The 15401-nt window shown below is 40.0% G+C and carries 15 protein-coding genes and 1 tRNA gene; 7 read left to right on the top strand and 9 right to left on the bottom strand.

Annotated features, from left to right (window positions below; all coding sequences use genetic code 11):
- Positions 1-61: 61 nt before the first annotated feature.
- The 3 genes from B4237_RS09930 to tpiA all read right to left on the bottom strand — a co-directional run bounded on the left by B4237_RS09930 (position 62) and on the right by tpiA (position 1337).
- Positions 62-146 (bottom strand) — tRNA-Leu (locus tag B4237_RS09930).
- A gap of 57 nt (positions 147-203) precedes the next feature.
- On the bottom strand, positions 204-533 hold the full coding sequence (secG, locus tag B4237_RS09925; protein ID WP_004876490.1) for a preprotein translocase subunit SecG: 330 nt from the start codon (positions 531-533) through the stop codon (positions 204-206).
- Between the two features lie 12 nt (positions 534-545).
- Positions 546-1337 carry a triose-phosphate isomerase gene (gene tpiA, locus B4237_RS09920; protein ID WP_278595974.1) on the bottom strand — a complete coding sequence of 264 codons (792 nt, stop codon included), beginning with the start codon at positions 1335-1337 and terminating at the stop codon, positions 546-548.
- 355 nt (positions 1338-1692) lie between these two features.
- On the opposite strand from tpiA, the gene pilB reads away from it, so the two are divergent.
- The 4 genes from pilB to coaE are packed head-to-tail and all read left to right on the top strand — an operon-like array spanning position 1693 to position 6132.
- Entirely contained in the window at positions 1693-3414 is a 1722-nt protein-coding gene (gene pilB, locus B4237_RS09915; RefSeq protein ID WP_278595975.1) for a type IV-A pilus assembly ATPase PilB, read from the top strand.
- A gap of 24 nt (positions 3415-3438) precedes the next feature.
- Positions 3439-4665: a type II secretion system F family protein gene (locus B4237_RS09910; RefSeq protein WP_278595976.1), complete on the top strand. Its 1227-nt coding sequence runs from the start codon at positions 3439-3441 to the stop codon at positions 4663-4665.
- On the top strand, positions 4665-5525 hold the full coding sequence (locus B4237_RS09905; RefSeq protein WP_278595977.1) for a prepilin peptidase: 861 nt from the start codon (positions 4665-4667) through the stop codon (positions 5523-5525). Before B4237_RS09910 ends, B4237_RS09905 begins: the two co-directional genes overlap by 1 nt.
- Position 5526: 1 nt before the next feature.
- Positions 5527-6132 carry a dephospho-CoA kinase gene (gene coaE / locus B4237_RS09900; RefSeq protein WP_278595978.1) on the top strand — a complete coding sequence of 202 codons (606 nt, stop codon included), beginning with the start codon at positions 5527-5529 and terminating at the stop codon, positions 6130-6132.
- On the opposite strand, the gene B4237_RS09895 is transcribed toward coaE, so the two are convergent.
- The 3 genes from B4237_RS09895 to B4237_RS09885 all read right to left on the bottom strand — a co-directional run bounded on the left by B4237_RS09895 (position 6129) and on the right by B4237_RS09885 (position 8316).
- Complete coding sequence (locus B4237_RS09895) at positions 6129-7040, bottom strand: DMT family transporter (protein WP_007480121.1); 912 nt, start codon at positions 7038-7040, stop codon at positions 6129-6131. The two genes, coaE and B4237_RS09895, sit on opposite strands and share 4 nt — an antisense overlap.
- A 31-nt stretch (positions 7041-7071) precedes the next feature.
- Positions 7072-7821 (bottom strand): 23S rRNA (guanosine(2251)-2'-O)-methyltransferase RlmB, encoded by a 750-nt coding sequence (gene rlmB, locus B4237_RS09890; protein WP_004876476.1) that lies wholly within the window; start codon positions 7819-7821, stop codon positions 7072-7074.
- A 168-nt stretch (positions 7822-7989) separates the two neighbouring features.
- Entirely contained in the window at positions 7990-8316 is a 327-nt protein-coding gene (locus B4237_RS09885; protein ID WP_004876475.1) for a pyrimidine/purine nucleoside phosphorylase, read from the bottom strand.
- A 588-nt stretch (positions 8317-8904) separates the two neighbouring features.
- On the opposite strand from B4237_RS09885, the gene recN reads away from it, so the two are divergent.
- From recN to ruvX, 3 genes are all read left to right on the top strand, one after another.
- A complete protein-coding gene (gene recN, locus B4237_RS09880) occupies positions 8905-10566 on the top strand; it encodes a DNA repair protein RecN (protein WP_278595979.1) in 1662 nt (553 codons plus the stop codon).
- 110 nt (positions 10567-10676) lie between these two features.
- Complete coding sequence (locus tag B4237_RS09875) at positions 10677-11231, top strand: YqgE/AlgH family protein (RefSeq protein ID WP_004876469.1); 555 nt, start codon at positions 10677-10679, stop codon at positions 11229-11231.
- Positions 11224-11667: a Holliday junction resolvase RuvX gene (gene ruvX, locus B4237_RS09870; RefSeq protein WP_004876467.1), complete on the top strand. Its 444-nt coding sequence runs from the start codon at positions 11224-11226 to the stop codon at positions 11665-11667. The genes B4237_RS09875 and ruvX overlap by 8 nt, the downstream gene beginning before the upstream one ends.
- A gap of 95 nt (positions 11668-11762) precedes the next feature.
- Here the strand turns inward: ruvX and B4237_RS09865 are convergent, their stop codons facing one another.
- From B4237_RS09865 to B4237_RS09855, 3 genes are all read right to left on the bottom strand, one after another.
- A complete protein-coding gene (locus B4237_RS09865; protein WP_286942934.1) occupies positions 11763-12764 on the bottom strand; it encodes an HlyD family secretion protein in 1002 nt (333 codons plus the stop codon).
- 62 nt (positions 12765-12826) lie between these two features.
- A complete protein-coding gene (locus B4237_RS09860; RefSeq protein ID WP_004876464.1) occupies positions 12827-13033 on the bottom strand; it encodes a DUF1656 domain-containing protein in 207 nt (68 codons plus the stop codon).
- Complete coding sequence (locus B4237_RS09855) at positions 13026-15119, bottom strand: FUSC family protein (protein WP_286942926.1); 2094 nt, start codon at positions 15117-15119, stop codon at positions 13026-13028. The genes B4237_RS09860 and B4237_RS09855 overlap by 8 nt, the downstream gene beginning before the upstream one ends.
- Between the last annotated feature and the right edge of the window lie 282 nt (positions 15120-15401).

Below are 15401 nucleotides of genomic sequence, written 5' to 3'. Positions count from 1 at the left end.
CAGACTGCTCCATCCCGCATCAACAATCACTGCATACACCAAACTTACTGGTTATTAAGTTTGGTGCGGAAGGGGGGACTTGAACCCCCACGCCCGAAAGCACTACCACCTCAAGGTAGCGTGTCTACCAATTCCACCACCACCGCAGCTTTGTGGGACGCATTCTATTCCTTTAAAACTAAAAAGGAAAGTCTTAATTCAACTTATTCAGTCGTTTTAGGCGCGTTTGATGAAGTTTCAGACGATGTAGCTGGTGCTTCCGTTGTGGTTTGTACAGATTTTAGACTATACGCATCTGTCGTTTGTTTTTTTGCAAATACAGCTAAAGTTAAACTTGTAGCAAAAAATAAAGCTGTAAAAATTGCAGTTAAACGCGTTAAAAAGTTGCCAGCGCCTGAAGCACCAAAAACTGTCGCCGCGCCGCCGCCGCCAAATGATGCCCCTGCTTCCGCACCTTTACCTTGTTGTACTAGAACCAAAGCAATGATCAAAATTGCTAAAATGATATGTACAACGAGTATAAAACTATACATCTCTATTCCTCGTTATTTGCTTTGAGCAAATGCTTTTGCGATTTGGTAAAAAGATTCAGCATTCAATGATGCACCACCAACCAAAGCACCATTAATGTCTGGGCATGCTGCTAATTCAACTGCATTTTCAGCTTTTACACTACCACCATAAAGGATCGCCATATCCGCTCCGAATGGCGTAATTTGTTTTAGGCCTTCACGAATTTTAGCGTGCATCGCTTGTGCGTCTGCTGGAGAGGCTGTTTTACCCGTACCAATTGCCCAAATCGGCTCGTAAGCAATCACAATATTCTGCCATTTCTCTGATTGAACCACGGATGCAATATCACAAATCTGCTGTAAAACAACTTGTTCAGCCTGACCTTGCTCACGCTGCTCAAGACTCTCACCCACACAATAAATCACAGTTAAATCTGCTTTTAAAGCGTTTTGTAACTTTGTTTTTAGAATTTCGACATTGTCACCAAATAACTCACGGCGCTCTGAATGACCAATTAAAACGAATTCAATTTGGCTATCTTTTAAGAGCTCAGCACTTACTTCGCCAGTATAAGCACCTGTTCCAGCTATTCTAGAAACGTCTTGAGCAACGGTATAAATTTTTCGGTTCGCACCATTCAGCTGAGCTTTTACCGCAGTCAATGCGATTGCAGTTGGCGCCACGCCAATATGACAGTACTCAGGAGAAATCGACTGCTGTTCTAACAAAGCTTTAAATTCTTCTATTAATTGGAGAGCGTCAGCACGCATTGGATTTAATTTCCAATTACCAACAACCCAAGGGGTAATCGTCGAACTCGACATACTTCGCCCACCTACTGTTAATTTCTAAAAAATGCTGCATATTTTACACGTATTTTTAGAAAATTCAGTTTTTTTATAATGTGTAAAGTTAAAGCAACGAAAAAATTTGTAAGCTACGAAATGAAAAAGAAATAGGATAGCTATATAAAAAAAGATTAAATTTTCTAAGCGCAACTTTTTTTATTTTTTTCTGATTGCTTTTATTATAAAAATTAATTCCCAAAAGACTCGATTAGTTCAAGGTTTTCAGCGTGAACCAAGTCAAAAACAACACTTTCACTAGTAGTATTTTTGCGTAACAAAAGTATAATTTTGTTATATAGCTATTATAACCATATTGTCATAAGGCGGACAGATGTCAGGATTACATACGTCTCCAAAGTTTTCGGGGTTTATTCGACGTTTAGTCGATGATGGTCATTTGACTGCGTCAAATATGCAAACCGCAATTGATGCTGCAAAAAAGGCTAAACAAGATATTGTTGCTCATCTGATTGAGCACCAACGAATATCGCCTCTAATAATTGCGGAAAGCATTTCACTCGAGTTTGGTGAACCACTATTTGATTTAGCTGTTTACGATACAGCCATTCTTCCTCGCGAAATTACAGATCAAAAACTAATCCAAAGACATCGAATTGTGCCTTTGGTACAGCGTGGTCAAATCTTATATGTAGCAACCAGCAACCCCACCAATATTGATGCCTTAGATGCAATTCGCTTCAATACTAAACTTAATATCGAACCGATTATTGTTGAACATAACAAATTAGAAAAACTGATTGAACAACAGTTTGGTGACACGGGTAGCTTTGATTTTGGTGATGATGAAGATTTTGATTTAGAGGGTATTGATGTTGAGAGTGGTACATCTAAGGATGAAGATGAAAATGACGTCGCCCAAAGTGATGAATCCCCAATTGTTAAATACATCAATAAGTTATTAATTGATGCAATTCGCATGGGAGCATCTGACCTACACTTTGAACCTTATGAGAAAATGTACCGTGTACGCTATCGAGTTGATGGCGTTCTTAGACAAATTGCGAATCCACCATTACAAATGGCGAATCGATTAGCTTCACGTTTGAAAGTAATGTCACAAATGGATATTTCTGAGAAACGAATGCCACAAGATGGTCGTATTAAACTTAAACTCTCTAAGACTAAAGCGATTGACTTCCGTGTTAACTCTCTTCCAACCTTATTCGGTGAAAAGCTCGTTCTACGTATTCTAGACCCATCAAGCGCGATGCTAGGTATCGAAGCACTGGGATATGAAGATGAACAGAAAGCACTATTCTTAGAAGCATTAGAAAAGCCGCAAGGTATGCTCCTCATTACTGGTCCTACAGGATCTGGTAAAACAGTGTCCTTATACACTGGTTTAAACATTCTAAATACAGAAGATACCAATATTTCTACCGCGGAAGATCCTGTAGAAATTAACTTAGAAGGTATTAATCAGGTCAACGTCAATCCCAAAACAGGTTTAACGTTTTCCGCAGCCCTAAAAGCCTTCTTACGTCAAGATCCTGATATCATCATGGTGGGGGAGGTTCGTGACCTCGAAACTGCTGAAATTGCAATTAAAGCAGCGCAAACAGGTCATATGGTAATGTCTACTTTACATACAAACAGTGCACCAGAAACACTTACCCGATTACGTAATATGGGGGTTCCATCTTTCAATATTGCGACATCTGTCAATCTTGTTATTGCACAGCGATTGGCACGTCGCTTATGTCAACATTGCAAAGCACCTGTCGATATCCCTAAACAAAGTCTTCTAGAATTAGGGTTCACAGAGCAAGACTTCGCTGATCCTGAATTAAAACTATTTCAACCTGTTGGCTGTTCAGAATGTAGGGAAGGTTATAAAGGTCGTGTTGGTATTTATGAAGTCATGAAAGTGACGCCTGAAATTTCTAAAATTATTATGGAAGATGGCAACGCCCTACAAATTGCAGCGGCATCAGAAAAAGCAGGCTTTAACAACTTACGTCGTTCTGGGTTAAAAAAAGTGATGCAAGGAATTACTTCTTTACAGGAAGTAAATCGAGTAACAAGTGAATAAAATTAATAACAAGGATTAATGGTCATGGCAGCTAAAAAAGCGCAAATGATGCCTACTTTTGCTTATGAAGGGGTTGATCGCAAAGGGGTAAAGATTAAAGGAGAATTACCTGCTCGTAATATGGCTTTAGCTAAAGTTACATTACGGAAACAAGGTGTCACTATCAAGAATATTCGTGAAAAAAGGAAGAATATTCTTGAAGGTTTCATGAAAAAGAAAGTCTCCACCCTAGACATTACGATTTTCACACGCCAATTAGCAACAATGATGAAAGCTGGTGTTCCATTAGTACAAGGCTTTGAAATTGTTGCTGAAGGACTAGAAAACCCTGCTATGCGAGAAGTTGTACTTGGCATTAAAGGTGAAGTCGAGGGGGGGAATACTTTTGCTGGGGCACTAAAAAAATATCCACAATATTTTGATAACTTATTTTGTTCTTTAGTCGAATCAGGGGAGCAATCTGGTGCACTTGAAACCATGCTTGATCGAGTAGCAATCTATAAAGAAAAAAGTGAATTGCTAAAACAAAAAATTAAAAAAGCCATGAAATATCCTATCTCAGTTATCATTGTTGCAGTCATTGTTACAATTATCCTGATGGTCAAAGTAGTTCCTGTTTTTCAAGATTTATTTAGCTCTTTTGGCGCAGATCTCCCAGCATTTACTAAAATGGTCGTCAATATGTCCAATTGGATGCAAGAATACTGGTTTATTCTGATTATTGTGATTGGCTTCATCATCGCTGCTTTTCTAGAAGCAAAAAAACGTAGTAAAAAGTTTAGAGATAGTCTTGATAAATTAGCATTAAAACTACCAATTTTTGGTGATCTTGTTTATAAAGCCATTATTGCTCGTTACAGTCGCACATTAGCAACAACCTTTGCCGCAGGTGTACCATTGATCGATGCACTGGAATCCACAGCAGGAGCGACTAACAATGTTGTTTATGAGGAAGCTGTAATGAAAATTCGAGAAGATGTTGCAACAGGTCAACAGCTTCAATTTGCCATGCGAGTCTCAAATCGTTTCCCCTCTATGGCGATCCAAATGGTTGCGATTGGTGAAGAGTCTGGTGCTTTAGATAGCATGTTGGATAAAGTGGCAACACATTTTGAAAATGAGGTTGATAATGCTGTTGATGGCTTAACCTCTATGATGGAACCTTTAATTATGGCTATTTTAGGGGTATTGGTAGGCGGTCTAGTAATTGCTATGTATCTTCCAATTTTCCAAATGGGCTCTGTAGTCTAATGCAACAAGTCATTTCATATTTAGTTGATAACCCAACTGCGCTTTATATTGCAGTTGGGCTTTTTAGTTTATGCATTGGCAGTTTTCTCAACGTTGTTATTTTCCGCACACCAAAGATGATGGAACAGGAATGGCATCAAGAATGTCAAATGCTTTTACATCCCGAGCAACCCATCATTGATGAAGACAAACTAACACTGAGTAAACCCGCATCAACTTGCCCAAAATGCCACAGCCCAATTCGTTGGTATCAAAATATTCCAGTCATCAGTTGGCTTGTATTGCGTGGTAAATGCGGTACTTGCCAGAATCCGATTAGTATTCGATATCCTTTTATTGAATTACTGACAATGGTCTGCTCATTAATCGTTGCAGTTGTATTTGGTGCAACGATTCAAATGCTATTAGGTCTATTATTGACATGGGTATTGATCACCTTAACGTTTATAGATTTTGACACTCAATTGCTACCCGACAGATTTACTCTGCCACTTGCAGCTTTGGGTTTAGGGATTAATACTTTTACAATTTACACATCGCCAAGTTCTGCAATCTGGGGCTATTTAATTGGCTTCTTGTGCTTATGGATTGTCTACTACCTGTTTAAACTTATCACAGGTAAAGAGGGAATGGGGTACGGTGACTTTAAGTTACTTGCAGCCCTAGGGGCTTGGATGGGACCAATGATGTTACCGCTCATCATCCTACTATCCTCAGTAGTTGGTGCCATTATCGGTATCATTTTAATGAAAATGCGTGGTGAAAATCAGCCTTTTGCATTTGGCCCCTATATTGCGATTGCAGGTTGGATAGCCTTTTTATGGGGTGATCAAATTATGAAGGTATATTTAGGTGGATAATATGGGTTTTATTTTGGGCGTCACCGGTGGCATTGGTAGTGGTAAATCAGCTGCAACCCAATGGTTTGAGTCCCAAGGTATTACAGTGGTTGATGCTGATATTGTTGCTCGCGAAGTGGTTGAACCTGGGCAGTCTGCGTTAAATGCTATTCAAGAAGCTTTTGGAGATTGGGTAATTTCTAATGATGGCTCGCTTAATCGACGTGCATTACGTGAACACATCTTTCAATTCCCTGAAGCACGTCACACCTTAGAGCAAATCACCCACCCTGCTATTCGCCAATCGATTATTGAACAACTTCAACAAGCACAAAGTCCATATGCTATTTTAGTTTCTCCGCTACTCTTTGAAACGAACCAGCACGAACTTGTTCAGCACACTTTACTTATTGATGCAGATGAACAAACTCAATTAGATCGTGCAAGTCAGAGGGATGGTCAAAGTGAAGAGCAAATTCGTAAAATTATTGCAGCACAAATGTCTCGCTCAGAGAAACAAAAACGGGCAAATGATATTATTCTGAATGATGGTCTGCTCGAGCATCTACACACTCAACTGAAGCCCTTACATTTAGAGTATTTACAGAAAGCAGAACATTGTTTTTAGTCTTGCTTTTGCTGAGCTAATTGGGTAGCCAAGGTGTCTTTTCTAAACCATCGCCAAGGCTGCAATGCTCCTATTGCCATACCTACTAGTCCACAAGCAATTGCTGCATTTAATGGTTCATTGAGTAGTGGCACAGCAATCAATGCAGCAATAAAAGGTGCTAGCGTCACGATACTACCTGTTTTAAATGCACCTAAACGCTCAATAGCAGCCACGTAAGTAAGTGTCGCAACAATCACAACCAACACCCCGTGAAAAAGCCCTTGAATTAATAAATGTACTGGTGCTGCATCATGAAAATGTTTAGGAATAAACAAAAGATAGATCGGTAAGTAAATGATAGCAGACCAGATCACAACACCGACTGTCGAATGCCAAGCCGACAATTTCCATTGTTTTAGTAAAACTGTAAAAATGCCCCACCACACTGCACTGATGAAGAGCAGTAGATCCCCCCATCCTAATGCTGAAGCTTGATCATGTAACATTAGATAGCTCATTAGTACTAATGCGCTGATCATAATTACAAGACTTAGCCAAGTATGCTTATCAAAGGGTTGTTTAAATAAAAAGTAAGCTGCGACGGCGGTACATAATGGGATACAGCCATTTAGGAAAATTGCAGCATGTGCAGCGGGCGCATGTAGAAAAGCGGTATAGACCGTGAAGCAGTATGCTAAGCCACCAATACAAGCCAATATAATCGGCTTTGGATCCCATAGAAAAGCAAAGTCTTTTTTATAAATGAGAACGGGAAGTAAAATAATCGAGGCAATCGCAAAACGCATTGCAACCAGATCCCAAACACTCACATGCCAATGCGCATTCAACCGAGAAAAAATTGTAAACCCGCCCCAAATACACATTGTAATCAGAACAAATAAATAGCCTTGTGAGCGAGCAGTCATTTTAAATTAGGTGAAACGAAGATTAAGTGAATTATACACTATTGCGTTGACGACAAGCTTCATAAAGTGCCATACCAGTTGCCACACTGACATTCAAGCTTTGCAGATCACCCATCATTGGAATATAAACCGTCTGATCACATTGTGACTGTGTAATTGGTCTTAATCCCGTATCTTCTGCCCCCATAACAATCACGATTGAGCCATTAAAATCGCACTGTTGAATCGGTAAAGCCTTTTCATCCAACATTGTGCCAATGACACGAGTATGAGTTGTATCTTTTAAATGCGCTAGCGTACGGGCAAGATTGGTGACCTGAATGAATTTAACTTTCTCAGCACCACCAGCTGCAACTTTACGCGCAGTTGGCGTTAAACTTGCTGATCGATCACGAGGCACAATGACTGCTTGAACACCCATGGCCGCAGCTGTACGAATACATGCACCTAAATTATGTGGATCTGTGACTTGATCCAATGCCAATAACAATGGATTAGTATGTTGTTGCATTAACTGATCTAGGTCTTTTTCATTTAAAGTCGGATGCGGTCTTACTGCAGCAACTACGCCTTGATGAAAAGGTAAACCAGCGAGTTTTTCTAAACTATCTCGACTCGCCTTTTGAACACTAATTCCAAATGGCTCTGCGAGTTGTAATATTTTTTGTAAACGTTGATCGTCACGACCTTTTAAAGTGAATAAAGTTAAAACACGTTCAGGCTCTAATTCCAACAATGACTCAACCGAATGAACGCCATAATAATATTCAGGTTTTGCCATGAACGACCTCTAACAATTTCATCTCAACGAAAAATAAAAATCCTGCAAAGTGACTTTACAGGTGAGGAGCGATTATAGCTCCGCAAGAGTATTTAATAAAAAAATCCTGCAAAATGACTTTACAGGATTTCTATTGACTCTAGTGTACTAGATTTAGCAGGAAATAGGTTAACCTTCTAAATGGCAAACATAATCGAGCACTTCATCAGCTTCGATTAGGAAAGTACTATTTCCTGGAACATAGAATGATTGTCCAGCACGAAATAGTTCACTCTCAGTACTATCTGCAATCTTTACGCGACATTCGCCAGAAATAATTTCCATACGCTCTGGGACATGTGTTTCAAACGTTAAAGGTTGCTCAGTAGGTAAAATCACACCTAAAGTCTTTTTTGTACCATCTTCAAATTGTACTGTATGGCTGATACATGCCCCACCAAAATACACATTCGATTTCTTGATGACCGTTACATGATCAAACTGTACTGAACTCATGCGTACTCTCCAAATAATGCCGCATTTATATTAAGTTATGCTGGACGTAGTTTAATTGTGCCGTGACAACTAATCAATCCATTTTCTGGGCTAAACATAGCAATTTTCATACCTGAGCGAAGATAAGCAAAGTGAAACTTTGCCTGAGCGCAAGACGAGTAGCTATGCTACAAGTGACGAGAATTAACAAAGCAAAGCTTTGCCTGAGCGCAAGATGAGTAGCTATGCTACGAGTGGCGAAAATTAACAAAGCAAAGCTTTGTCTGGGCGCAAGACGAACAGCTGTGCTGTGAGTTAAGAGGAAAAATAAAGTGAAATATTGTCCCAGCACTAGACCTTGTGCCATATATGGCTCATTTACTGTGGGCAAATTGGAAAAGTAAAAACTTAATCCTTCGTAACAACTAAAACTTAGAAAAAAGTTGCTACGCTACAAATCAATCAAGAAAATTATCCAGAACTTTAAATTATGCTGATCACTACTCAGCTATCTATCAAGTAAATAAGGAAAATCCTACATTCAACTCTTGTAGCCCATTTAAAACTTCTCTATCTTTAAGCAAAAGATTCTGTGCATTGGATGCGTTTATGCTCACCCATTTAACTTTAATTAATTTTGCACTTGCTGACCATCTCGCTTTGGATATTGAACAAGGGTTTAATGTTCTCACGGGTGAAACAGGCGCAGGAAAATCATTATTGTTAGATGCTCTTTCCGCATGCTTAGGCGAACGCACGGATACCAACTACGTTCGTTATGGCGCAGATAAAGCCGATGTCACGGCGGTATTTAGTTATCAACCTCAAAGTGCTGAAGCTCACTGGCTCACAGAGCATGAACTGGATGATGATTCAGGTGAAATTCACCTAAGACGGGTTATTTTCGCAACGGGTCGTAGCAAGGCATGGATTAATGGTCGACCAAGTAGTCTGGCTGAACTTAAAGAAATTGGACGTTTACTCGTTCAACTCTATAGTCAACATAGTCAACAGCAGCTGTTAGAACCACCTTATCCAAAGCATTGGCTGGATCGTTATCACAACTTCGCTGATCCTGCTCATGCCGTTCGTGAAGCTTATAGCACATGGCAAAATAATATTCGCCAACATCAAGCCGCTTTAAATGCACAAGCAACTCGTATTCAAAAAATACAAAGCTTAGAATCACAAATCGAAGAATTAGAAGATGTTGTGCAAACTGATTATCGTGAAATTGAACAAGAGTTTGATCGCCTCAGCCATCATGAACATATCATGCAAGACTGCGGTTATGGCTTAAATGTTTTAGATGAAGCTGAACAGAATATCACGCAAGAAGTTGCCTCAATCATCCGTCGACTGGAATCTCATGCAGGTCGTAGCGAACAACTGAGTAATATTTATAATTCCTTATTAAATGCACAAAGTGAAATAGAGGATGCGACCGCAAGCTTGCGTCAGTTTATTGATCGTCAAAGCTTTGATCCTGAACGGATGGAGCAGTTAAATGCTACGCTTGAAGTCTTCCATCGTTTGGCACGTAAACATCGTACACAGCCTGAACTGCTTAAACAAGAATATGAAGTTTGGCAGCAAGAGCTAGAGCAACTGCATCAACTCGAAGATCCAGAAACTTTAGCGGAACAAGTTGAAGTTTCATATCAAGACTTTATGCAAAAAGCTCAACATTTAGATGAAATCCGTCGTGCTGCGGCCATTCCACTTGCCAGACAATTGACTGAGCAAGTGAAGCCATTGGCCTTACCTGAAGCACATTTTGAGTTTAAATTTGAGCCATTAGAACCAGCAAATGCTGAGGGTCTTAGTTTCATTCAACTGCTATTTACAGCCAACAAAGGCATTCCGCCACAACCACTGGCACGGGTTGCATCAGGCGGTGAATTGTCGCGTATTGCCTTAGTGATGCAAGTAATGAATGCTGAAAAAACAGATGCAGAAGTATTGGTCTTTGATGAAATTGACGTGGGTATTAGTGGTGGCACAGCTGAAGTCGTCGGACGTTTACTGGCTGATCTGGCTCAACATGTACAATTACTTTGTATTACGCACCAAGCTCAAGTTGCAGCCCAGTCCGATCAACACCTCTTGGTGAAAAAGCAACAAACAGATCCAGCCAGCAGCACCATTATTGAATTAGATGAAGAACAACGGATCTTAGAATTGGCGCGTATGTCTGGTGGTGTTGAAATCAACGATACGACCTTACAACATGCAAAACAATTACGCCAACTCAAGTTCCAATCAAGCTAAGTTTCGCGACAAAATATCAGAAAATGATTGGCGAAATCCGATTAACTCTTGTATGTTGATAAAAAGAACCTATATAGATCAGCACAACACTTTGATGGAGAACCGCCTAGGTGACGAAACAATATTTAACTCACCGTTGTCTCATCGCTCCACCAGACATGGCAGATGACTTTTTTGCAAATACTGTGATTTATGTTGCTCGCCATGATGAAGAAGGTGCTCAAGGCATTATTATCAACCGCCCTTCTGAACTGCAAATCAAAGAGTTGCTCAATGATTTAGAGATCGATGCAGATAACGTACAGCCTCATGCTGTTTTACAAGGCGGCCCTTTACGCCCTGAAGCGGGTTTTGTCTTACATACAGGTCAACCGACTTGGCATTCCTCTATTGCAGTCGGTGAAAATGTCTGTATCACCACTAGTAAAGATATTTTAGATGCAATTGCACATAATGAAGGTGTTGGACGCTATCAAATTGCGTTAGGCTATGCGAGCTGGAGTAAAAACCAGCTTGAAGAAGAGATTGCGCGTGGCGATTGGTTGATCTGTGATTCTGATATGGATTTGATCTTCAACTTACCTTATGGCGATCGTTGGGACGCTGCCTATAAAAAAATCGGGGTAGATCGTACTTGGTTCGCTTCAGAGATTGGGCATGCCTGATATGCAATCATCTCAATCCATTATGGCCTTTGATTTCGGTACACAAAAAATGGGGATTGCGATTGGCCAAGCAAGCATTGAAAGTGCCAATCCACTTCCTTTATTTGTGATGAAAGACGGCATTCCTGACTGGAATCAATTGCTCAAGCTAGTCAAAGAATGGCAACCTAATGTGTTTTTGGTGGGTCTACCCTTAAATATGGATGACAGTGAGTCAGAACTTTCTGCGCGTGCTCGAAAATTTGCACGTCGTTTACGTCATCAAACCAATATTGAAACGTGGATGGTAGATGAACGTCTAACCACGCGTGAAGCACGAGAAGAGCTTGAGTATTATCAAAACAAAGGACAGGCAAGACGCTTATCCGCAGATAGTTTTGCTGCTGCCCTGCTGATTCAAAGTTGGTATCGTGATCCCGCGGGAATTACACCTTAAAAGAATCAATTTACGTTCTATCATTTAGCGGCACTCGATGCCGCTATTTATAGACTCACTTCTGAATAAATAAGCCTATCAAAAAAACGCATTGATTATTTCTCAATAATTCTAACTGTCGCAGTACGACCCGAAACAAAAGCCAATGGATTTTTCGGCTGCTCATCTAATACAATCTTTACAGGTACACGTTGCGCCAAGCGCACCCAACTAAATGTCGGATTTACGTTGGCCAATAAATTGGAACTACCTGAACGTTCTCGATCTTCAATCCCTGTCGCAACACCTTGCACATGCCCACGGATTTTTTGACGATCACCCATCAGTTGAATCGTTGCGGCATCACCAACATGAATACGATCAAGTTTAGTTTCTTCAAAATATCCCACAACATAGAGCTGATGGCGATCAAGTAAAGCTGCAACAGCTTGTCCAACTTTCACATAATTACCAACACGTAAATCAAAATTCGATAACGTACCATCAGCAGGTGCAACCACTTCAGAACGATGTAAATTCAACTGTGCCAAATGTAAATTACTATTGGCAACTTCAATCAATGCCTGCTGCTGTTGAATCGCCGCATTTGCCTGTTCAATACTTGCCGTTAATTGCTCACGCTCAGCCAGTGCTTGATCACGTGTTGCAAACACCTGATCTTGCTCTTGTTTAGAAATTGCTCCGTCCATTAAGCTAGCGTAACGAGCCGCATTCTTTTCAGCCAATTTCATATTGGCTTCAGTTTTAACCAAACTGGCTTTAGCTCCTGCTAGATTTGCATGTGCTTGTGCCAAACCAGCCTTTGCTTTTGCTAAGTCTGACTTTGCTTGCTCAACATCCAAAGCTTGGCGTGCAACATCTATTTTAAAAAGAACCTGACCTTTTTTTACCGTCTGGTTATCTTGAACAAGCACCTCTGTGACTAAGCCATTCACATCTGAAGCGACTTGAATCACATCACCACGGACACGACCATCACGTGTCCAAGGCGCGGCATTGTAGTAATTCCATAAATGCACGATGGTATAAAATGCGATTAGAACCGCAACAAGCAATACGATTGGACGTATGATCTTTCGCACATCAAATACATTCATGTTCATCACCTTTACTCCTTATTTTTAAATCATTAATTTCAGGAACAGCGTCTAAACAGACCTTAAACCCACAACCAAACAAACAACCAATGCACCAACAACATAAGACCCAAGTAAAAACATAAGTTAAAAATACTTGGTAATGCGATCCAACCTTTTTGAATTAGGCGATCTGTTGCTGGTGTCAGAAGTTTAAACAGTACATAAGCAATCACAGCCTGTACCAGTAGGATCGGGAAATAGATCCCATAAACATTAATTTCACCCATGAGACACACCTAAACCAGACGTCTCTGCGTGCATATCTTCAGCAGAAACATGCCCAATACTTTTACAAATATTATTTAAAGAAATTAGTAATCTTTGACGGAGCTCATCATCTTCGATCTGCTGAGCGACCTGCTGTAATTGATTCACTTGCTTTACAATTTGCACAGGGAAATGCCAACTTGATATTTGCTTTTCTTGCGAATGGAAATACGCAGCAAGCTGGTTTTGTAAAACGGTCACTTCATGCTGCAACTCCACAAGTTGCGGTAACTTTTGACTAATCTCTTGTAAGCGAACCAAATCAACGATTGAGCTACTTTCAATTAATGCATTTTGAATTGCAGCCTTAATTTCAGAATCCTGTACCATCTTGGTATTCAGTACACCAACCCGATCTAACATACTGCGTAGATGAATTTTAAAGTCACTACCATAAGGCATGTGCAGCGCTTGTCGCATCGCTTGATAATGTAAAGCCAAAATACGTGTTGCACTGGCATCTGGAGAAACCGCACGAACCAAGTCAATCACAATTAACGAAACCAACACACCTAGGATCATGGCGAATGAACTATCTAAATAGGACACCGCATCCATCGTGTATTTATTGTGGAGATTCAACCCCATCATGGTGTTAATCCCAAGCACCATCCCAACAGGCATTAACATCTGATTTGCCATCATACTGACTGCAACAAGAAACACTGGAAATAAAACCAACGCCAATTGCCAAAAGTGGGTAATATGCGGAAATATTCCAAAAGCGTATAAAAACACCAGACCAGCAGAAACAATACTGCCCCAAATAAAAATACGCAGTACAGGCACAGGATTATCCAATGCGGTCAAAATGCAAGCCGTGATCGCGCCCATTTGCGCCATCATAAAACCAGCCTTCCAGCCAGATAAAATCCATGCCCCAGTCACAATAAAAGTAATCAATACCGCACTAATCACACCGCGAATTGCAATACCATGATCACGATGCAAACTTGGATATTTAGTGGTAATTGCGGTAATTTCAGCAGGAATTTCTTTTTTCCCTTGTTGAATCTGTTGCCATAACAATTTCACAGCTAAGGTATTGCTAATAAAATGACGCACATCCATTTTTAACGCACCCAACACAATTTGTTGCTCAGGTGTTGCTAAATGCATAAGTTCAGAAAAATCATGTTCAAAATCTACTGGCAGTGTCAGTAAGTCATTTGGTGTTAATGTTCTATCCTGCTTGAGGAAGGCCAAGGTATGTTGTCGAATCAGATTGAGATGCGGCATTAAATTCATCAACTGCATTTGTTCAAGCTGTTTGACTCGTTGAGACAAAGCCACCAGATTTGCAACCACTAACGAAACCTGATGCAGCATTTCCTGCAACGGCTTAGTCATGCCTTTAAGCTCACCTTTTTCATAATTCAAATGCACTGCTAGTGCATGAATATCTGATGCATCTCGAGTAATCACAGACAAAATTTGCGTGTAATTTTCTGAAGACGCTTGCGCAGTGATCAACTTTTCAAAAGTACTTTCTAAATCATTCAGTGTTTTATTAACACGCTGTTTAATCATCGTGCCAATATGCACAGGAAAAAGTGTTGCAGAAACAACTGCTGTAGAAATGACACCAACTGAAATTTCTAGTACGCGTGCAAGCGCAATATCAAAAATGTTATAGGTATCAATATAAGTAATCGCGTTATAGACAATCATTGCCGTTGAATAGCCCGCCAGCATGAACACATAACTGCGAGGGGTACGGTCTAATAGGGACACGTATAAGGCAAATCCTACCCATAAAGATAAAATGATCGTGAATAACCACGGCGTATTAATAAAATGAGGTGTCAATAATAAAGCAATGATCGCGCCCGCAACTGTGCCTACTAAGCGATAAACACATTTTGAAGACACCATACCTGAGTATGGACTTGCGATAATCATGACCGTTCCAATCGACCACATTGGATTAATCAAATCAAGTTCAAATGAAATAAACAGCGCCAGCATACCTGCCACAAAAATTTTGCACGCAAAAATGATGTCGAGCTGGCTCGGTCTAAAAGCCAACAACTGCTTAAGGATCATGAACTATTCTCAATGCTGAATTAGTCTCTTGCACATTTCCTTATCAGAATAATGAAATGCAAACACGCTTGTTGATTCGAAAGACTTCAAATCAACGTGATAGAGAACTAATTATTTGGAGTGATACACAATGTTTGGACAATTTGCTTAAAAGTAATTATCCAAATAAGACATTGTGTTGTTGATTTTTTCAAAACAAAGCAGAATAGTCAAGATAAATTATCACTATTTGATAATTATTAAATTTAATTTAGAATAAACCTTATAAAATTTATCTTTTTT

Origin of the sequence: Acinetobacter sp. UBA6526 (genome assembly GCF_002434875.1) — a bacterium.
GTDB lineage: Bacteria > Pseudomonadota > Gammaproteobacteria > Pseudomonadales > Moraxellaceae > Acinetobacter > Acinetobacter venetianus.
Note: the sequence above shows the minus strand (reverse complement) of the source record. Positions and strands in the feature narration are given on the sequence as shown.